Raw genomic sequence first — 18942 nt, 5'->3', positions numbered from 1 at the left:
TCTTCATCTAAAGACAATTGTCGCGCATCAGATCCTGGCCGTTTATCCAGGGCCAGCTTGCTTCGGCAGAGGAACGAAGCTATATTTACACATAAAGATTCTTTATGTGAAGATAATTGCCGGATTGAACGACTTCCATCCGGCGCGAAGGCCGCGCAGAGCGGCGGGAGCAGAGTGTGAAAACAGCGGTACGCGGCGATGTGCTGACTTTCCGGGGCGATCCGTTCCGGGAAGCCGAGCGCGACAGCCTGGTGTTCCAGCGCGACGCGCTGGTGGTGATGGAGAGCGGACGCATCGCGGCCTGGGGCCCGGCGGCCGAACTGCTGCCGTCGCTGCCGCCGGACGCGCGGATCGAACACTATCCGGACCATCTGATCCTGCCGGGCTTCATCGACTGCCACGTCCACTACCCGCAGACCGAGATGATGGCCGCCTTCGGCGAGAAGTTGCTGGACTGGCTGAACCACTACACCTTCGTCACTGAGCAGGGCTTCGCCGACGCGGAGCGCGCGCGCGAAGTGGCGCGGGTGTTCCTCGGCGAGCAGCTGCGCAACGGCGTCACCACCGGCTGCGTGTTCGGCACTGTCCATCCCGCTTCGGTGGATGCGCTGTTCGAGGAGGCGTCGCGCCACGATCTGCGCATCCTGGCCGGCAAGGTGTGCATGGACCGCAACGCGCCGGCCGCGCTGCTGGACACGCCGCTGACCGCTTACGAGGAGTCGCGCGCGCTGATCGAGCGCTGGCACGGCAAGGGACGCGCCGAGTATGTGATCACGCCGCGCTTCGCGCCGACCTCCAGCCATGGCCAGTTGGAGATGCTGGGCGCGCTGGCGGCGGAGTTTCCCGACATCGCCATCCAATCGCATATTTCCGAGAATCTGGACGAGATCGCCTGGGTCCGCCAGCTGTTTCCCGGCTGCCGCGACTACGCCGGCGTCTACCAGCGCTACGGCCTGCTGCGGCCGCGCGCGATCTACGGCCACGGCGTCCATCTGTCAGACGCGGAGCTGGAAATGCTGCATGACAGCGGCGCCTCGCTGGCGCATTGCCCGACATCCAATTTCTTCCTCGGCTCCGGCAGTCTGAATCTGCGCCGCTGCGTCGAGGCGGAGAAGCCGGTCAAGCTGGGGCTGGGCACCGACTTGGGCGCAGGCACCAGTTTCTCGATGCTGCAGACGATGAACGCCGCCTACATGGCGTCGCAGACCCACGGCAAGCCGCTGACCGCGGCCCAGGCTTTCTATCTGGCCACCCGCGGCGGCGCGGAGGCGCTGGGCATCGCGGACAAGGTAGGCGGCATCGAAGCCGGGATGGAGGCCGATCTGGCGGTGCTGGACCTGCGCTCCACCTCGTTGCTGGACTTCCGCATGCGCCATGTCCGCGACCTGTCCGAGGCGCTGTTCGTGCAGATGATGCTGGGCGATGACCGAGCGATCGCCGCGACCTATGCCGCCGGCTCGGCGGTGTACCGCAGGGACGAGCGCTGAGTGCGAAGGCCGGTCGCCGTTGAGCTGTGGATAAGTTTCAAGGCGGCGCGCCGCTGTGGATAAGCCGGCCGGCATCATGACAAGTGTTCTTACGCATTTCTTATCGCGATAGTTCGATGTATACCGTAGCGGATGCGGCTTGCCATTCCGGCCGCCGCCGTAGGCTACGGAGGCTCCATGTACCCCTGGTTCTGGATTTTCGCGCCGCAGATCCATCTGCCGTTCAGCGGCGGCGTGCAGCAGGATATCGATCCATCAAGCAACTGGAGCGGATTGCCGCCGCCATCCCCCGGATCGCGGCAGCAGGACTGGCTCCCCTATCTGCAGGCGCTGGACACCCTGATCGGTTTTCACGGTGTTCAACCGCAGCCGGCCTGGGGCCCGGATCAGATGGCCGCGCTGGATAGGCTGAAACAGTGGCGGGACAGCCTGGGGCAGGCCGGCGAACGGATTCTCCAGCCGCTGGCGATGCCTGACAGTCCTGATGGCTTCATTGCCGCATCGCCACCGCCACCCGGGTAAAGGCGTTCATCAGCGCGATGGCCAGGGTCAGGTCGGATATTTCCGCGTCGCTGAAATGCTCGCGCAGCGGCTGGAAGGCGCTGTCCGGCGCGCGGGTTTCTCCTATCCGGGTCACCGCCTCGGTCCAGGCGATGGCCGCCGCCTCGCGCGGGCTCAGCGCATCCGCCACGTCCCACCCGCCCAGCATGTCCAGTTTTTCCTGGCTTTCGCCGCGCCGGCGCAGCGCATGGCTGTGCAGCTTCAGACAGAAGGCGCAGCCGTTCAACTGCGCCACGCGCAGGTAGACTAGCTCGATCAGCGGCAGTCCCAGGCCGCTTTCCGCCAGCGCATTCTTGCAGGCGAGCAGCCCCTGGTAGGCCTTGGGCGACAGTTGGGTGTAGTCGATTCTCATGATTTCATCCTCTCGGCTTCAGCGCCGGCCGGCGGCTGGCGGCATGATCGCGCCTGTTCAGCAGGCGCAGGGTCAGTTTCTGCATGGCCGGCGCCAGCAGCAGCACGGCGCAGAACGCCGCCGGCCAGGCAGAAGCGAAGGCGTGCAGCCAGCGGGCGAGGAAATCCGGGCACAGGCCCAGATTCAGCCAGCTGACCCAGGCGGTCATCAGGAAAGACATCGCCGCCGACATCAGCAGTGAAAACAGCAGGCGTTGGCGCAGGACGGGGTTCATGGCGCGCTCCATTCGGTTTAGCGATGAGGCGAGTCTAGTCAAAAGCTGATTATGAAAATAGAATCAAAAAATCAATTTCAAATTCCATTTTTGCAATCATGCTGGATGATCTGGATTTGTTCGTGGCGATCGTGGACGCCGGCAGCCTCAGCGCGGCGGCCGGCCGGCTGCGGATGCCGGCCCCGACGCTGACGCGCCGCCTGCAGGCGCTGGAGGCGCGGCTGGGCTGCAAGCTGCTGAGCCGCAGCGCGCGCCGGCTGGCGCCGACCCATGAGGGTTGGCAGTACTACGAGCGCTGCAAGCCGTTGCTGGCGGCGCTGCGGCAGGAGACGGCGTCGCTGGACGGGGCCTTGAACCGGGTGGAGGGCGTGGTGAGGCTGCTGGCGCCGCTGAGCATGGCCAACGACATGCTGGTGCCGGTGTGGGCGCGCCTGCTGCGCGAGCATCCGCAACTCAGGCTGGAGTTGAAGCTGAGCAACAGCCTGGATGACTTATACAGCGGCATGGCGGATCTGGCTTTGCGGGTGGGCGAGCAATCGGACGCTTCGCTGCGGCAGCGCAGGCTGGGGGCGGTGCGCACCATCTTGACGGCTTCGCCCGCCTATCTGGAAGCGCATGGCGCGCCGAAACGGCCGGCGGATCTGGCGGAGCATCGCTTGCTGCTGGCGGAGCCGTTCGAACGTTGGAAATTGCGGCGCCGGGACAGCGGCGAGGAGGAGGCTTGGCCGGCCGAGCCGGGGTTGCTGGCCAACGACATGCTGCTGACGCGCCGGCTGGCCGAAGGCGGCGCCGGCATCGCGGTCAGCCCGCTCAGCATCTGCCATCGGCAGCTGGCGGACGGCCGCCTGGTCCGGGTGCTGGAGGAATGGGAGATCGCCACCCGGCCGGTCTACGCGGTGTGGCCGGAGCGGCGCGCTTTGCCGGCGCGGGTGCGCGCGGTGCTGGACGCGTTGTTGGAGTTTTCCGAGGATCTGCCGCAACTGCGCGGCTGACAAACATCGGCGTGCGTTCGAAGCCGGGCGCGCCAATGCATGCAGCACGGGCGGCGCGGTTTCGCCGCGCTTACTTCCCGCCGCGCGGCGGCTTGGGCAGCAGCTCCAGCCGGGTGCCGGACAGGCGGTCGTGCAGGTGGCGGCGGTCTTTGTCGTAGTAGCGGGCCAGGAAAGGCAGCAGCCACCAGATCAGAGCCAGCCATTTTGCCGCCGGATGGTCGCCGTAGCTGCGCTGCCAGCCCAGGTAGGAGATCACCGGCAGGCCGACGAACAGCATCGCCGCGACGGCGAAGCGCATCAGCGACTGCTGCCAGTTCAGCAGCAGGCCGTCGGCGGTCACCAGCCGGATGTGCCAGGTTTTCATCGCGGCGGTCTGGCCGCCGCGGGTCCAGCAGTAGCCGAAGTAGGCGAACAGCACGCCGGCGGCGGTCAGCTGGATCAGGCTGTGCAGCAGCCAGGAATCCTGGCCCAGCGCCAGTTGCAGCGGCGTGATCGCGGCGCTGGTGATCAGCAGCATGGCGACGATCAGCAGCGATTCGTAGAACAGGCTGGCCAGGCAGCGAGCGAGGCTTGGGGTGGCGGTTTCGGTCATCGGGGGACGGAGGCTTGGGAGAGGTGGGTGCGCTCGCGAAGCTTGCGCAACGCCTGCTCGCGCTGGGCCGGAGGCAGTTGCTGCAGTTTTTTCCAGTTGGCGCGGATTTCGTCGCGCTGGGGCTCGCTCAGCTCGGTCCAGGCCTTGAGCCGGCGCTGCAGCCGCTGTTGCTGGCCGGGCGTCAGTTCGGCGAAGCGCGGAACGATGGTCAGCAAATCTTGCTTCTTGTCGGGCGCGTAGCGGTTCCAGTCGGCGGCCAGCGGCGCCAGCACCTGCTGCTGCTCGCTGTTCAGTTGTTCCCAGCGCGGATCCGCCAGGGGAGAGGAATGGACGAAGCTGGGAATCAGCAGGCCGGCCAGGCAGACCGCCTTGGCCAGCCATCCGGCCTTATTCATGCAACCCCCGGCTGAAATGCGGCTCCAGCAGGGAGTCCAGCGGCAGGTCCTGGGACAGCACGGTGGCATCCACCGCGTCGGTTTCGGCCATCAGGCCTTCCACCAGCATCAGGCCGGCGCCGGTGATCACGGCGAAACCCAGGGCGGCGCTGCCGCGCTTCAGCAGCAGGGTGTGGCGCTGCGCCCAGAGCAGGATTTTCTCCTGCAGGCTGCAGTCTTCGGCGGCGCGCTGCTCGAAGCGGCGCATCGCGGCGGATCGCGCGTCCCTCAGGCGGGAAAGCTGCCTAGGCGTCGGATCGGAATGGGGATTGTCCAGTATGCGGGCGATATGGACGGGCAAATGGTCCCCCTGCCCGTCATTGGCGTGTTTCATAGCAAAACTCCCTTCTGCGCAAGAATGGCCGCCAGGGTGTGGTTGGCGCGCGAGCAGTGCGTTTTCACGCTGCCCTCGGAGCAACCCATGACCAGAGCGGTTTCGGCAACATCCAGTCCTTCCCAGTAACGCAGCAGAAACGCTTCGCGTTGACGGGCGGGCAGCAGTTGCAGCGACGCGTCTATCATCAGCGCCACTTCCTTGCGTTGGTACCACTGCTCCGGATTGGTGTGCGCCTCGTCGGCGGCGACGTCCAGCGTTTCGAGCGGGTCGAGGGAGTCGTCTTCGGCGTGGGTGGGGATCAGCGACGACAACAGCGTGCTGACGAAGCTGCGCACCTTGCTGCGCCGGTAGTGGTCGCGGATGGTGTTCTGCAGGATGCGCTGGAAGATCAGCGGCAGCTCGTGCGCGGGCGCGTGCGCGTAGCGGTCGGCCAGCTTCATCATCGAGTCCTGCACGATGTCTAGCGCATTGTCTTCATGCCGAACCGCGTACAGCGCCTGCTTGAAGGCGCGCTTCTCCACCGACTCGAGGAAGTCGGCCATTTCCTTGCGGCTTGCCATCTGTGCATTTCAGGTTGATGCCAACCAAAGATGGTAGCAGAGCATGATTCACTAGGCTAGTGGCAGTTTTTCTTCTGAAATAACCGGGGCTTAGCGGTATTTTGCACCTGCACAAAATCACTTGACCGTACTTTGAGCAATAAGCTAAGGTCTTTGAGCAAACGGGATGAAATCAACACGAAATAGAGGCGATATGCAGATATCGGGCGCCGAAATAGTAGTCCGCTGCCTGCAGGAAGAGGGGGTCGAATTCGTCTTCGGCTACCCAGGGGGCGCAGTACTGGAAATCTACGATGCCATCTTCCGGCAGGACAAATTCAAACACGTGCTTGTGAGGCATGAACAGGCGGCCGTCCACGCCGCCGACGCCTATTCCCGCTCCAGCGACAAAGTGGGCGTGGCGCTGGTGACCTCCGGTCCCGGCGCGACCAATGCCGTGACCGGCATCGCCACCGCCTACATGGACTCCATCCCGATGGTGGTGATCTCGGGCCAGGTGCCTTCCCCGGCCATCGGCCTGGACGCATTCCAGGAAGTGGACATGGTGGGCATCACCCGTCCCTGTGTGAAGCACAACTTCCTGGTCAAGGACGTGAACGAGATCGCCGCGACCATCAAGAAGGCGTTCTACATCGCCATGAGCGGCCGTCCCGGCCCGGTGGTGGTGGATATCCCCAAGGACATTACCCAGGCGCGCGCCGAGTTCCGCTATCCGGACAGCGTGCACATCCGCTCTTACGTGCCGGCCACCCGCGGGCACAGCGGACAGATCAAGAAGGCAGTGAACCTGCTGCTTGAGGCCAAGCGTCCTTATATCTATGTCGGCGGCGGCGCGGTGCAGGGCCGCGCCGAGGCCGAGGTGACCGAGCTGGTGCGGTCCTTGAACCTGCCGTGCACCAACACGCTGATGGGCCTGGGCGCTTATCCGGGCTCGGACCGCCAGTTCCTGGGCATGCTGGGCATGCACGGCACTTACGAAGCCAATATGGCGATGCAGTACTGCGACGTGCTGATCGCCGTGGGCGCGCGCTTCGACGACCGCGTGATCAGCGTGCCGTCGCACTTCCTCGGCCAGGCCAAGAAGATCATCCACATCGACGTCGATCCGTCGTCGATCTCCAAGCGCGTCAAGGCCGACATACCCATCGTCGGCGACGTCAAGCTGGTGCTGCGCGAGATGCTGGACCAGCTCAAGCAATCCGGCCAGAAGCCGGACGGCTCGGCGCTGAACCAATGGTGGAAGCAGATCGAGGAATGGCGCGGCCACGACTGTCTGCTGTATACGCCGTCCGATGAGCTGATCAAGCCGCAGATGGTGGTGCAGACGCTGTATGACATTACCGGCGGCCAGGCCATCGTCACCTCCGACGTCGGCCAGCACCAGATGTGGGCGGCGCAGTACTACAAGTTCGACCGGCCCAAGCAATGGCTGAATTCCGGCGGCCTCGGCACCATGGGCTTCGGTCTGCCGGCGGCCATCGGCGCGCAGCTGGCCAACCCTAACGCCCAGGTGGCCTGCATCACCGGCGAGGGCTCGATCCAGATGAACATCCAGGAGCTGTCCACCGCCAAGCAGTATCACACGCCGGTGAAGGTGGTGGCGCTGAACAACCGCTATCTGGGCATGGTGCGCCAGTGGCAGGAGTTCTTCTATGGCACCCGCTACTCCGAGTCCTACATGGACGCGCTGCCGGACTTCGTCAAGATCGCCGAGGCCTATGGCCATATCGGCTTCAAGGTGGAGAACCCGGCCGACGTGGAGCCGGTGCTGCGCGAGGCGTTCAGCGACAAGCTGAAGGAGCGCCTGGTGTTCCTGGACTTCCGCACCGACCAGTCGGAGAACGTGTTCCCGATGATCCAGAACGGCAAGGGCCTGGATCAGATGGACCTGCCGGCGCACATGCGCGCCATCCAGCAGGTGCCTTTCGAGAACAACCGTGACTACGGCAATATGTGCTAAGGCGGCCGGCATGCGACACATCTTATCCATACTTCTGGAAAACGAGGCGGGCGCGCTGTCGCGCGTCGTCGGGCTGTTTTCGGCCCGCGCCTACAACATCGATTCGCTGACAGTGTCCACCACTGAGGACCCGACATTGTCGCGGATGACCATCGTCACCCACGGTTCCGACGAAGTCATCGAGCAGATCACCAAGCAGCTCAACAAGCTGATCGAGGTGGTCAAGGTGATAGACCTCAACGAATCCGAGCACATCGAACGCGAGATGATGCTGATCAAGGTCCGCGCCGTAGGCAAGGACCGCGAGGAGATGAAGCGGATGGCCGACATCTTCCGCGGACGCATCATCGACGTGACGGAAAAGACTTACACCATCGAGCTGACTGGTACGAGCGACAAGCTCGGCGCCTTTATCGAGGCGGTGGACCGCACAGTGATCCTGGAAACGGTCCGTACCGGCGCATCCGGCATCGGTCGAGGCGAGCGGGTTCTGAAAATCTGAGCAGGGGGCTGCAAGCCCCTTGGCAAATCAATACCAAGGATAAAGAAATGAAAGTTTATTACGACAAAGACGCCGACCTCTCCATCATCAAGGGCAAGAAAGTGGCCATCATCGGCTACGGCTCGCAAGGCCATGCGCACGCGCAGAACCTGAAGGAATCGGGCGTCGACATCGTTGTCGGCCTGCGCAAGGACGGCGCGTCGTGGAAGAAGGCCGAAGCGGCCGGCCACAAGGTCAAGGAAGTGGCCGAGGCGGTGAAGAAGGCCGACGTGGTGATGATCCTGCTGCCGGACGAATCCCAGCCGGATGTCTACCACAAGGACATCGCGCCCAATCTGAAGAAGGGCGCGGCGCTGGCCTTCGCCCACGGCTTCAACATCCATTACAACCAGATCGTGCCGCCGGCCGACGTCGACGTGATCATGGTGGCGCCGAAGGGCCCGGGCCACACCGTGCGCTCGGAGTACCTGAAGGGCGGCGGCGTGCCGACCCTGATCGCCGTCTACCAGGACAAGTCGGGCAAGGCGCGCGACGTGGCGCTGTCCTATGCCGCGGCAAACGGCGGCACCAAGGGCGGCGTGATCGAGACCAACTTCCGCGAGGAAACCGAGACCGACCTGTTCGGCGAGCAGGCCGTGCTGTGCGGCGGCGCCGTCGAGCTGGTGAAGGCCGGCTTCGAGACGCTGGTAGAAGCGGGCTACGCGCCGGAAATGGCCTACTTCGAGTGTCTGCACGAGCTGAAGCTGATCGTCGACCTGATGTACGAAGGCGGCATCGCCAACATGAACTACTCGATCTCCAACAACGCGGAGTACGGCGAGTACGTGACCGGCCCGGAAGTGGTGACCTCCGCCACCAAGGAAGCGATGAAGAAGGCGCTGTACCGCATCCAGAGCGGCGAGTACGCCAAGATGTTCATCCTGGAAGGCAAGACCAACTATCCGTCGATGACCGCCCGCCGCCGTCTGACCGCCGCCCACCCGATCGAGAAGGTCGGCGCCGAGCTGCGCGCGATGATGCCGTGGATCGCCAAGAACAAGCTGGTGGACCAGTCCAAGAACTGATCGATCAACGGTCTGTTGTCGATGACGAAGCCGGGCGCAAGCCCGGCTTTTTCACGTAAATAACATAAAGAAATAAGCTTATAAATAAACTTTGTAGTAAATGTTAGTTTTCATTAATATTGTAGATTCCGAGTAATTGATCTACTGCTGAAAAGCTGTTGAAAACCAAGATAAGTTCATGAAACATCAGATGCATTTGTTGTTGGCGGGAGCGGTTTTAGGGTTGTCGGCCTGCTCTTCGTTCAAGGCCACGATCCTGCCGCAGCAGGAAGGCAGCTTTACTGCGGTGGCCACTGCGGCTTCGTACAAGGATGCGGTGGACAACGCAGTCGGCAAGGCTGGCGAGGTTTGCAAGAAGCAAGACAAGAAGCTGGTCATCCTGGATCGGAAGGAAGAATCCAAAGACCAGGGGGACGGCGAGGTGATGAAGGCGGCGAAAACCGCTACGGACATCGTGCTCAAGCTGGGCACGCTGGGCATTGTTTCCCGCGGCGGCGATGAAGACTACAAGGTCACGCTGCAGTGCAAGTGCGAGTAAGCTAAGGCATCGCTTCGCGTACGTTCTGTCGGCCTTGGCCGGCGGTTGTGGCTGGCGCGGCTTGGACAAACGGCTGCCCGTGTCGCAGTGGGCGCTGCGCACAAAGGACAGCCGTTTTGCGTTCTAGTCCACGGCGCGGCTTTACGACGCCATCGCCTCGCCCAGCCGCACCGGGCTGGCGGCCTGCCATTGCGGATTGAACTTCAGCGGGCCGGCCGGATACAGCAGCACCACGGTGGAGCCGAGCAGGAAGCGGCCCATTTCCTCGCCCTTGGCCAGGCGGATGTCCTGGCCGCGGTAATCCCATTTTTCCACGGCCGGCCGGCGCGGCGGGTTGACCACGCCATGCCAGACGGTGGCCATGCTGCCGACGATGGTGGCGCCCACCAGCACCATCACGAACGGCTGCCCCTGCTCGTCTTCGAATACGCACACCACGCGCTCGTTGCGCGCGAACAGCCGGTCCACGCCGCGGGCGGTGGCGGGATTCACCGAGTACAGCTCGCCGGGCACGTAGCTCATTTCCAGCAGCCTGCCGGCGCAGGGCATGTGGATGCGATGGTAATCGCGCGGGCTGAGGTAGATGGTGGCGAAGTGGCCGTCGGCGAAGCGGGCGGCCAGCTCGGCGTCGCCGGCCAGCAGCGCCGCGGCGCTGTAGTCGCGGCCCTTGGCCTGGAAAATGCGGCCGCTGTCTATCGGGCCCAGCTGACTGACCGCGCCGTCGACCGGGCAAACCAGGCGGGCGTCGGCCAGCGGCCGCGCGCCGGGCCGCAGTGCGCGGGTGAAGAAGTCGTTGAAGGTGGCGTAGGCCGCCGGATCGCTGTTGGCGGCTTCGCTCATGTCGACGTGATAGCGGGCGATGAAGCGGCGGATGGCGGCCGTGGTGACGCCGCCGCCCTTCCAGCCGGCGAAGCAGCCTGCCAGCCGGGTCAGCGCCAGTTTGGGCAGGATATGTTGAGACAGCACGAACAGGCGCTCGGACACGGGCATTTCCTGATGATGAGTTTAACCGCCCATTATATCGCAGCTAAGCGAGGCTGGCCCGCCGTCTGCCGACGACGCGGCGCTTTCGCGCGGGCCGTGCCGATTTCCCCTGATGGCCGAGCGCGCGACAGAAAGCGCCGCAGCCATCCGGCGCCGCGCTGAATGGCGGGCCGCCAGCGCGCGCCTTGACGACGATAGCCGCGCGTTTCGGCTGGATCAGAAATGGTAGCCCATGCCGATGGACACCTCCCGGATATGCTCGTTGAAATAAGCGAGGTCCGAGTTGGAGCGGCCATAGTTGCCGCTGAGAAAGGCGGACCAGGCCTTGGCGCCGAACAGGTTTTTCCGGGTCAGGCCCAGGCTGAGCAAAGCGTTGCGGGCATCCGCTTTCTGGTTGGCGAAGACCGGATTGCCGGCTTGATAGCGGGTGCGAAGCGCGACGAGTGAGGTCGTCGCGTCCCAGTCCGCGCCTTGGTAGGCGTAAGCCAATTGCACCCCGTAGCGTCGGGTGCTCATCGCCTTGCCGTCCAGATCCGCGCGCGCGTATATCAGGCCGGGGGACAGCGTATGCGCGCCCTGGCTGTCCAATTTCCAGGCATAAGCGGCTTGGACGCCGTAGTTGTTGCCATTGCGCTGCAGCAGGGCTTGATTGGCCAGCGTCAAGCCTTGGGCCTGTCCGCTTTGCTCATTGTTCAGCTTTTGCTTGGTGTAGCTGAAGCTGGCGCTGAACGGCGTATTCAGGATGTTCGACCAGCCCAGCGCCAGACCCGCGCTTTTCAGCTTGCCGTCCTGGCGGGCGGCATTCAAGGCATAGGGATCCAGCCAGACTTCGCTCTCGCCATAAGTCAGCGCCGCCGACACCGCGCCGGCTTGCGGCAGTTGCTGGCGCACGCCGAATTGCATGCCGCCTCCCGCAGCGAAGGTGCTGGTGTTGGAAGGCGAGATGAAGAGCCGGGTGCCTGTGCCGGCGAAGCCATAGCTCCATTCGCCTTCGAACAGGGGGGCGGTGCCGGATTGCGAAGCCGGCGATTGCGTCAGGCTGGCGGCGCTGGGGCGGCCGTCGTTCGGGGCCTTGAGGAAATTGCTGGCCAGTTGATAGTGGCTGACGCCCAGCTGGAAGGTCCCGGAGAAACCGTCTTGTTCATTCTCTGCGGCGACTGCCAGCAAAGGTGCGAGCAGTATCAATACGGCATGATGTTTCATCGGATATTCCTTTGGATGGAGTGAAAAGAGCGGGTCGCCGGGCGAGCAATTCATCCTGGCCTTGGATGGCCAAGCCGATTGTCTGTCTTGAGCGCGCGACCATATACTCCATGGCCAGCGCAAAGAGAGGGCATCCCGTTCGCATGGCGCAAGTATGCGTATGCCAACCTTTTGCTAAGCCAAAGATTGTCGCGGTGAAAACGAAAATGCATCTATTGATTGTTGAGGATGACCTGGACCTCGGGCGGGCTTTGCAGGCCGCGTTGAAAGCCGAAGCGGTGACGACCGAATGGGTGCGCCAGCTGGCGGATGCGGACGCCCTGTTCGAGCCGGACCGGTTCGATTGCGTACTGCTGGACTTGGGCTTGCCGGACGGCAGCGGCTTGGCATTGTTGCGCGCCTGGCGGGCCAGGCAGATCGCCGTGCCGGTGATCATGATCACGGCCAGCGCCGATTTGAACGATAAATTGGCGGGTTTGGACGATGGCGCCGATGATTATCTGTGCAAGCCGTTCGCGGTGTCGGAAATGGTGTCGAGAGTGCGGGCGGTATGCCGCCGCAGCGCCCGCCAGGCCAGCGAAGTCTGGAGCCTGGGCGCGCTGAGCCTCAAACCCCGCGTGCACTTGGCTTGGCTGGATGGCCTGGCGTTGGACTTGTCGCCTCGCGAATTCCGCTTGCTGGTGGAACTGGCGCGCGATCCAGGCCGCATCGTGTCGAAAACGGTGCTGGGGCAACGCCTGGAGCCGCTTGGCGATATTGTCGACGGCGCGACGATAGAGGTGCACTTGTCCAATCTGCGCCGCAAGATCGGCGCCGAACGCATCCGCACCGTGCGCGGCGTGGGCTATCAATATGTGGTTTAAGCGGCTGGCGGACGGTTTGGCGCCGTCGTTGACGAGGCGGGTGTTGCTGGCTTTGTTGCTGGCTTTCGCCTTGATATGGCTGGCGCTGGTCGGGCGGGAATACCATGAGTCGAGGTCGTCGGAATCCCGCCGCCAAGTTTTGTGGAACGTGACCGATCTGCTTTCCGTAGTGCTGTCGCCCGGCGGAATGGAGCGCAATCGGCAAGCTTTGCAGACTGCGGATCGCTTGTTCAACGCATCGCGGCGCATCAATGTGGCTTCCAAGGTCGAAATCGATTATCCGGGCGATTTGTTGATTTCCGCGCGCACGCGGCAAGGGGAGCGGATCTACGCTTCGTCGGGCGCCCCGGCCACCCCGCTGCCGGCGCGCGATTTGAATAAGGGCGTGGTTCAGCTCAAAGGGAAAGCGTATCGGGTGGCGGAGCGTCTCTATCCCGCGGGATATTTGACTGTGTTCGAACCGCTGATTCCAGACGAGGAAGTGCTGCCTTTCATCACAAAGCAATATATCGCGCCCCTGGTCATCTCTTTTGCGTTGATCCTGCTGCCGCTGTGGTTCGCCATTTCGCGCGGCTTGCTGCCGCTGAGGCGCTTGGCCGACTATCTGAACCGTCGCGCCTCCGATGATTTTTCTCCTTTGTCCATGAGCTTGCCCTACCGGGAGTTGAAGCCCATTGTCCAGGCGTTGGACCAGTTGCTGAGGCGCAGCCGCGACAGCATCGCTCGCGAACGCGCCATCGTGCAGGATGCCGCCCATGAGATGCGCACGCCGTTGGCGGTGATTTCCACGCAGGCGCATGCCTTGGCCCGCGAGGAGGATGCCGGGGCCAGGCAGCAAAACCTGGCCGCTCTGGAGCAGGCAGTGGCCCGCCATTCCCACTTGGTGCAGCAGCTGTTGCGGCTGGCGGCGCTGGAGGGCGTGGAGAGCGAGCGCCGGCAACAGGTCGATCTGGTCGAGGTGACGCGCAATGCCTTGATCGGCTTGTCGCCGCGGGCGGAAGAAAAGGGCATGGAGCTGGAGCTGGATTCGCCTGATGGCTTGCTGGCCAGCCTGGCCTTGGTTTCCTTTCTCTCGATTGTGGACAATTTGCTGTCCAATGCGGTGGCGTATGGCCGCGCCGGCGGCCGCGTTCAGGTGCGCCTTGCCGCCGCCGATGGACGGATAGAGTTGGCGGTGGCGGATGACGGGCCTGGCATCGCCGCCGACGACCAACCGCATCTGTTCGAGCGCTTTTACCGGGGCAAGACGGCATCTGCGCCAGGTTCCGGCCTGGGGCTCGCGATTGTTTGGCAGGCGGTGCGGGCGCAGGGCGGCCGCATCCGGATGACGGAGGGGCTGGAAGGCAGGGGCGTGGCGTTTCATGTCAGCCTGCCCTGGCTGTCGCCAAGTTAGATGCTTTGCCACGGTTGTGCGGGCGCCAGAGGGCGCCTTTTTTTACGATTAAATTCTACAATTTGTCTAAAAAATTTAGTTAGACATGTCTTGTGACGAATTTGACACATATTTTTCCTGTCAAATTTGACCTTGTGTCTCATGTTTGAGTAGTCTGGTTCAAAACATGCTGCAGGAGCACATTGATGCAAGTGGATATTGAACGACTGGTCGCGGACTTCGGCGGGCCGAGCCATCTGGCCGACGAACTGAACCGTCTGTTCCCCGACGAGCCGGTGAGCCGCGCAGCGATATACAAATGGAGGGAACGCGGCAGCCTGCCGCTGACCCAGCTGAGCCGGCTGGCGCAGCTGGCCGCAGGGCAGGGCAGGCGCTTTGATTTCAACGACTATCTGGTCGGAGAGCCGAACCAGGCGGCAGGGAGAACTATCGACATGGGCGAGCGCCTCTACATTTTCGACACCACCTTGCGCGACGGCGAGCAGTCGCCGGGCGCCTCGATGACCAAGGAAGAGAAGATCCGCATCGCGCGCCAACTGGAACGCCTGGGCGTGGACATCATCGAAGCCGGTTTCGCCGCCGCCAGCCCCGGCGATTTCGATGCCATCCGCGCCATCGCCGAAACCATCAAGGATTCCACCGTCTGTAGCCTGGCGCGCGCCAACGAGCGCGATGTGCGCGCCGCCGGCGAAGCGATCAAGCCGGCCGCGCGCGGCCGCATCCACACCTTCATCGCCACCAGCCCCATCCACATGGAAAAGAAGCTGCGGATGAGCCCGGGCGAGGTGGTGGCGGCTGCGGTGAAAGCGGTGACGATCGCCCGCGAATACACCGACGACGTCGAATTCTCCGCCGAGGACGCCTTGCGTTCCGACATCGACTTTCTGGCCCGCATCTTCGGCGAAGTGATCAAGGCCGGCGCCACCACGCTGAACGTGCCGGACACCGTCGGCTATGCGGTGCCGCGACTGACCGAAGCCTTCTTCCGCGAGCTGATCGCCCGTACCCCGGGCGGCGACAAGGTGGTCTGGTCCGCCCATTGCCACAACGACCTGGGCATGGCGGTGGCCAACAGCCTGGCGGCGGTGCTGGGCGGCGCGCGCCAGGTGGAGTGCACCATCAACGGCCTGGGCGAGCGCGCCGGCAATGCCAGCCTGGAAGAAATCGTGATGGCGGTGAAGACCCGCCGCGACGTGTTCGGCGTGGACAGCCGCGTCGACGCCACCCAGATCGTGCCGGCATCCAAGCTGGTGTCCACCGTCACCGGCTACCCGGTGCAGCCGAACAAGGCCATCGTCGGCGCCAACGCCTTCGCCCACGAGTCCGGCATCCACCAGGACGGCGTGCTCAAGCACCGCGAAACCTACGAAATCATGTCGGCCGAATCGGTGGGCTGGAGCGCCAACCGCCTGACCCTGGGCAAATTGTCCGGCCGCAACGCGTTCAAGACCAAGTTGTCCGAGCTGGGCATCGTGCTGGATAGCGAGGAGGCATTGAACGCCGCCTTCGCCCGCTTCAAGGAGCTGGCCGACAAGAAGCGCGAGATCTTCGACGAAGACCTGCACGCGCTGGTGTCCGACGAGATGGTCAACATCGAGCGCGAGGACTACAAGCTGGTGTCGCTGAAAGTGGTCAGCGAAACCGGCGAGCCGCCGCTGGCCAGCATTGTGTTCGTCGAGCACGGCGAGGAGCAGCGCGGCGAGTCCAGCGGCTCCGGTCCGGTGGACGCGGCGTTCAAGGCGATCGAAGCGGTGGTCGACAGCGGCGCCGAGCTGGAGCTGTATTCGGTGAACGCCATCACCAAGGGCACAGAGTCCCAGGGCGAGGTGACGGTGCGCCTGTCGCGCGGCGGCCGCATCGTCAACGGCCAGGGCGCAGACACCGACATCATCGTCGCCAGCGCCAAAGCTTATCTGTCGGCGCTGAACAAGCTGACCGTAGAGGAGAAGGTGAGCGCTCAGGCCGTAGTCTGAGCCGACTGAAGTTTCCCGGCGCGGCGGCCCGTGGCCGCGGGGAGGCGGCAAGGTTTTCCATCCCGTTCTTGTCGTTGCGCCCCGCGGCCCGAGCCGCCAAGCCAAAAGGCTTTCACTCCATCCCGCGTGAAATCCTGCGCAGGCCTATCCGGCCGAACTCATCGCGCCCACGCCCAAAAGGCCGACGGCACGACGCCGACCCACAAGGTCGGCGTTGGCACGTCGAGGGCGCGGTCCCCGCCTGCCGCCGCCCCGCTGGCGAAACCGGCCCGACTGCGGGTTGCTATATCGCCAATGCCGCTTGGGCAGGCTGCAACAGCCTGCGGTAGCCGGCCATTTTCACCCAGTGAGCGATCCACAGCGCGAGGGCGGGCAGCGCGGCCAGCAGATTGACGTAGGGGATGAAGCACAGCACCTGCAAGATCACCAGCGCCAGGCTGATGCCGAAGCCGCCGTCGCCCGGCAGCTGCCGCTGCGCCAGCTCCTTGCGCAATGCGCTGGACAGCAGCAGGATGTAGATCATGTACCAGATCAGCCCCAGGCCCGGTATCAGCGCCAGCCAGATCAGGCCGCCGGCCAGCGGGCGGCGTTCTTCTCCGACGGCGTTCATCGTCTGATGCAGGGTCAGGAAATAGAAGATGCTGACCGCCAGCACCAGAGCGCCCACCACCACCAGCACCATGATGCCCATGCCGGCCAAGGCGGCCAAAGCTTCGCTCTCTTTCATGGCGAGTTCCTAAAAAGTTGAGAATTGCGATTTTGGCATGGCGCAAGCAGGCCTTCACCCGGCTACCTGATCTTTATGCTTAAAGGATTGCGCATGCTCAGTTGAAGGCGGAGACCGCGATCGTTGGCGCCGGAAGTATTGAAAGATCGGCGCGGCCTGGTGTAAAACGTCGGTCCCGGCCCGCATGGAGCGCGGCGCGGACAACCATATCGGGAGAAAGCATGGGCCAAGGCTATTTCATCACCGGCACCGATACCGAAATCGGCAAGACCCATTCCGCCGTCGAACTGATCCGCCAGTATCGGGAACAGGGCCGGACTGTGTTGGCGATGAAGCCGGTGGCGTCCGGTTGCGAGATTCTGCCGGACGGCGGCTGGTGGAACGACGATGTGGCTAGGCTCACCGCGGCCACGGGCCAGACCGATCTGGAACTGATGAATCCCTATCGCTTTCTGCCGCCGGTGTCGCCGCACATCGCCGCGCGCGAGGCCGGCGTGGAAATCGAGCTGCCGCGCATCGTCGATCATTACCGGCGCTTGCGGGAGCAAGCCGACATCGTGCTGGTGGAGGGCGCGGGCGGCTGGCTGGCCCCGCTGTCCGACAGCCTGTTCATGTCGGACATGGCGCAGGCGCTGGCGCTGCCGGTGATCCTGGTGGTGGGCATGCGGCTGGGCTGCATCAACCACGCCTTGCTGACGGCGAAGGCGGTGCGCGACAGCGGGCTGGAGCTGGCAGGCTGGGTGGCCAACTGCGCGCAGCCGCCGCAAGCGGCGTATGCGGAGAACCTGGCCACGCTCAAACGCCACATTCCGGCGCCGCTGCTGCTGGAAATTCCCTACCGGCCGGCTGCCTGAGAGTCTTCCCATGGGCGGCGGCCGCCGTCCATGGCCCCGATCCGCGCGCATTGCGCCGCGTCATGACCCATTCTTGTTTTTCTTGACATTGCTCCTACGATGAAAGCATGCCGGCGACAAGCCGGTGCTTGTGCATGCAGTGCATTGTGTCGGTCGTCTTGACCTAGGGGGCAACATGTCTTGTTTGCGCATTCCGCTATGCCTGCTGCTGGCCGTCCAGAGCGCGGCCGCGGCCGAATTCAACCTGCAGCCGCCGGTCACCCCACTGGCGCGCACCGAATATCATCTGCACACCATGCTGCTGATCGTCACCGGCGTGATCTTTGCGGTGGTGTTTCTGGTGATGCTGTATTCCATCTTCCACCACCGCAAATCGGCTGGCAACGAGGCCAAGCAATTCCACGAGAACACCACGGTCGAGATCATCTGGACCGTGGTGCCGCTGCTGATTCTGGTGGTCATCGCGGTTCCCGCTACCCGCGCGGTGCTGGCGCAGAAGAGCACCCGCAGCGAGGACATGACCATCAAGATCACCGGCTACCAGTGGAAGTGGCGCTACGACTATCTGGACGACAACTTCGGTTTTGTCAGCCATCTCGCCACCCCTCGGGAAGCGATCGAGGGAACCATCCAGAAGCCTGCCAACTACCTGCTGGAAGTCGACGAGCCGCTGGTGGTGCCGACCGACCGCAAGATCCGCCTGCTGTTGACCGCCAACGACGTGATCCACTCCTGGTGGGTGCCGCAGCTGGGGGTCAAGCAGGACGCGGTTCCCGGCTTCCTGCGCGACAGCTGGATGCTGATCGAGAAGCCCGGCGTCTACCGCGGCCAGTGTTCGGAGCTGTGTGGCAAGGATCATGGCTTCATGCCCATCGTGGTGGAGGCCAAGTCGCCGGCCGATTATGAGAAATGGCGTGCGGCCAAGCTCAAGCAGATGGCAGCCGCCGCCGACGATCCCAACAAGGTGTGGAAGCTGGAAGATCTGAAGGCGCGCGGCGAGAAAATCTACTCCCAGAACTGCGTGCCCTGTCACCAGGCCAACGGCAAGGGCATACCGGGCACCTTCCCGGCGCTGGACGGCTCGCCCATCGTCACCGGCGACAAGGCCGGCCACATCGAGATCGTGCTGTTCGGCGGCAAGAAGAATCCGGCGATGGCGGCCTGGGGCAAGCAATTGTCCGATACCGACATCGCGGCGGTGATCACCTACGAGCGCAACAGCTGGGGCAATCATACCGGCCAGGTCGTGCAGCCCAAGGAAGTGAAGGCTGCGCGCGGCAAGGCGGCATAAG

At 63.8% G+C, this 18942-nt stretch carries 21 protein-coding genes; 12 read left to right on the top strand and 9 right to left on the bottom strand.

What is annotated here, in order from left to right:
* Positions 1-176: 176 nt before the first annotated feature.
* The gene (guaD, locus tag ACX17K_RS04840) at positions 177-1487 is read left to right on the top strand and encodes a guanine deaminase (protein ID WP_493773907.1); all 1311 of its coding nucleotides are present in this window, start codon (positions 177-179) and stop codon (positions 1485-1487) included.
* Positions 1488-1664: 177 nt separating this feature from the next.
* The gene (locus ACX17K_RS04835) at positions 1665-2009 is read left to right on the top strand and encodes a hypothetical protein (protein ID WP_493773906.1); all 345 of its coding nucleotides are present in this window, start codon (positions 1665-1667) and stop codon (positions 2007-2009) included.
* On the opposite strand, the gene ACX17K_RS04830 is transcribed toward ACX17K_RS04835, so the two are convergent.
* The gene (locus ACX17K_RS04830; protein ID WP_493773905.1) at positions 1978-2400 is read right to left on the bottom strand and encodes a carboxymuconolactone decarboxylase family protein; all 423 of its coding nucleotides are present in this window, start codon (positions 2398-2400) and stop codon (positions 1978-1980) included. The genes ACX17K_RS04835 and ACX17K_RS04830 overlap by 32 nt on opposite strands.
* 4 nt (positions 2401-2404) lie before the next feature.
* Positions 2405-2674, bottom strand: coding sequence for a DUF2798 domain-containing protein (locus ACX17K_RS04825; protein ID WP_493773904.1), 270 nt, complete (start codon positions 2672-2674; stop codon positions 2405-2407).
* A 98-nt stretch (positions 2675-2772) separates the two neighbouring features.
* Here ACX17K_RS04825 and ACX17K_RS04820 point away from each other — a divergent pair, with 98 nt between their 5' ends.
* Complete coding sequence (locus ACX17K_RS04820) at positions 2773-3666, top strand: LysR family transcriptional regulator (RefSeq protein ID WP_493773903.1); 894 nt, start codon at positions 2773-2775, stop codon at positions 3664-3666.
* A gap of 70 nt (positions 3667-3736) precedes the next feature.
* On the opposite strand, the gene ACX17K_RS04815 is transcribed toward ACX17K_RS04820, so the two are convergent.
* From ACX17K_RS04815 to ACX17K_RS04800, 4 genes are read right to left on the bottom strand one after another with little or no spacing between them, the layout of a single operon-like run.
* Positions 3737-4258, bottom strand: coding sequence for an RDD family protein (locus ACX17K_RS04815; protein WP_493773902.1), 522 nt, complete (start codon positions 4256-4258; stop codon positions 3737-3739).
* Positions 4255-4653, bottom strand: coding sequence for a DUF3106 domain-containing protein (locus ACX17K_RS04810; protein ID WP_493773901.1), 399 nt, complete (start codon positions 4651-4653; stop codon positions 4255-4257). The genes ACX17K_RS04815 and ACX17K_RS04810 overlap by 4 nt, the downstream gene beginning before the upstream one ends.
* Positions 4646-5026, bottom strand: a complete 381-nt coding sequence (locus ACX17K_RS04805; RefSeq protein ID WP_493773900.1) for a DUF3619 family protein — start codon at positions 5024-5026, stop codon at positions 4646-4648. Before ACX17K_RS04805 ends, ACX17K_RS04810 begins: the two co-directional genes overlap by 8 nt.
* Positions 5023-5589: an RNA polymerase sigma factor gene (locus ACX17K_RS04800; protein WP_021478381.1), complete on the bottom strand. Its 567-nt coding sequence runs from the start codon at positions 5587-5589 to the stop codon at positions 5023-5025. Before ACX17K_RS04800 ends, ACX17K_RS04805 begins: the two co-directional genes overlap by 4 nt.
* Before the next feature lie 193 nt (positions 5590-5782).
* On the opposite strand from ACX17K_RS04800, the gene ilvB reads away from it, so the two are divergent.
* From ilvB to ACX17K_RS04780, 4 genes are all read left to right on the top strand, one after another.
* Positions 5783-7549 (top strand): biosynthetic-type acetolactate synthase large subunit, encoded by a 1767-nt coding sequence (gene ilvB, locus ACX17K_RS04795; protein WP_347370743.1) that lies wholly within the window; start codon positions 5783-5785, stop codon positions 7547-7549.
* A 10-nt stretch (positions 7550-7559) separates the two neighbouring features.
* A complete protein-coding gene (gene ilvN / locus ACX17K_RS04790; RefSeq protein WP_011134142.1) occupies positions 7560-8051 on the top strand; it encodes an acetolactate synthase small subunit in 492 nt (163 codons plus the stop codon).
* Between the two features lie 47 nt (positions 8052-8098).
* Entirely contained in the window at positions 8099-9115 is a 1017-nt protein-coding gene (gene ilvC / locus ACX17K_RS04785) for a ketol-acid reductoisomerase (protein ID WP_021478383.1), read from the top strand.
* 178 nt (positions 9116-9293) lie between these two features.
* Positions 9294-9653 (top strand): hypothetical protein, encoded by a 360-nt coding sequence (locus ACX17K_RS04780; protein WP_493773899.1) that lies wholly within the window; start codon positions 9294-9296, stop codon positions 9651-9653.
* 141 nt (positions 9654-9794) lie between these two features.
* On the opposite strand, the gene asd is transcribed toward ACX17K_RS04780, so the two are convergent.
* Positions 9795-10637, bottom strand: a complete 843-nt coding sequence (gene asd / locus ACX17K_RS04775) for an archaetidylserine decarboxylase (protein WP_493773898.1) — start codon at positions 10635-10637, stop codon at positions 9795-9797.
* 216 nt (positions 10638-10853) lie between these two features.
* On the bottom strand, positions 10854-11840 hold the full coding sequence (locus tag ACX17K_RS04770; protein ID WP_493773897.1) for a DUF2860 domain-containing protein: 987 nt from the start codon (positions 11838-11840) through the stop codon (positions 10854-10856).
* A 206-nt stretch (positions 11841-12046) separates the two neighbouring features.
* Here ACX17K_RS04770 and ACX17K_RS04765 point away from each other — a divergent pair, with 206 nt between their 5' ends.
* The 3 genes from ACX17K_RS04765 to ACX17K_RS04755 all read left to right on the top strand — a co-directional run bounded on the left by ACX17K_RS04765 (position 12047) and on the right by ACX17K_RS04755 (position 16069).
* Positions 12047-12703 carry a response regulator gene (locus ACX17K_RS04765; RefSeq protein WP_046156262.1) on the top strand — a complete coding sequence of 219 codons (657 nt, stop codon included), beginning with the start codon at positions 12047-12049 and terminating at the stop codon, positions 12701-12703.
* Entirely contained in the window at positions 12693-14096 is a 1404-nt protein-coding gene (locus tag ACX17K_RS04760) for a sensor histidine kinase (RefSeq protein WP_493773896.1), read from the top strand. Before ACX17K_RS04765 ends, ACX17K_RS04760 begins: the two co-directional genes overlap by 11 nt.
* 185 nt (positions 14097-14281) lie before the next feature.
* Positions 14282-16069 (top strand): 2-isopropylmalate synthase, encoded by a 1788-nt coding sequence (locus tag ACX17K_RS04755; RefSeq protein ID WP_493773895.1) that lies wholly within the window; start codon positions 14282-14284, stop codon positions 16067-16069.
* Between the two features lie 283 nt (positions 16070-16352).
* Here ACX17K_RS04755 and ACX17K_RS04750 read toward each other — a convergent pair whose 3' ends face one another.
* Positions 16353-16796: a hypothetical protein gene (locus ACX17K_RS04750; RefSeq protein ID WP_493773894.1), complete on the bottom strand. Its 444-nt coding sequence runs from the start codon at positions 16794-16796 to the stop codon at positions 16353-16355.
* A gap of 221 nt (positions 16797-17017) precedes the next feature.
* Between ACX17K_RS04750 and bioD the strand changes: the two genes are divergently transcribed.
* Together bioD and coxB are read left to right on the top strand one after the other, a co-directional pair.
* Positions 17018-17650, top strand: coding sequence for a dethiobiotin synthase (gene bioD / locus ACX17K_RS04745; protein ID WP_493773893.1), 633 nt, complete (start codon positions 17018-17020; stop codon positions 17648-17650).
* Between the two features lie 175 nt (positions 17651-17825).
* Positions 17826-18941, top strand: coding sequence for a cytochrome c oxidase subunit II (gene coxB / locus ACX17K_RS04740; RefSeq protein ID WP_493773892.1), 1116 nt, complete (start codon positions 17826-17828; stop codon positions 18939-18941).
* The last annotated feature ends 1 nt before the right edge of the window (position 18942 follow it).

It is taken from the genome of Chromobacterium sp. INPA-IVC (assembly GCF_059047085.1).
The sequence above is the reverse complement of the archived record's forward strand: the minus strand, read 5'-3'. Positions and strand labels throughout refer to the sequence as shown.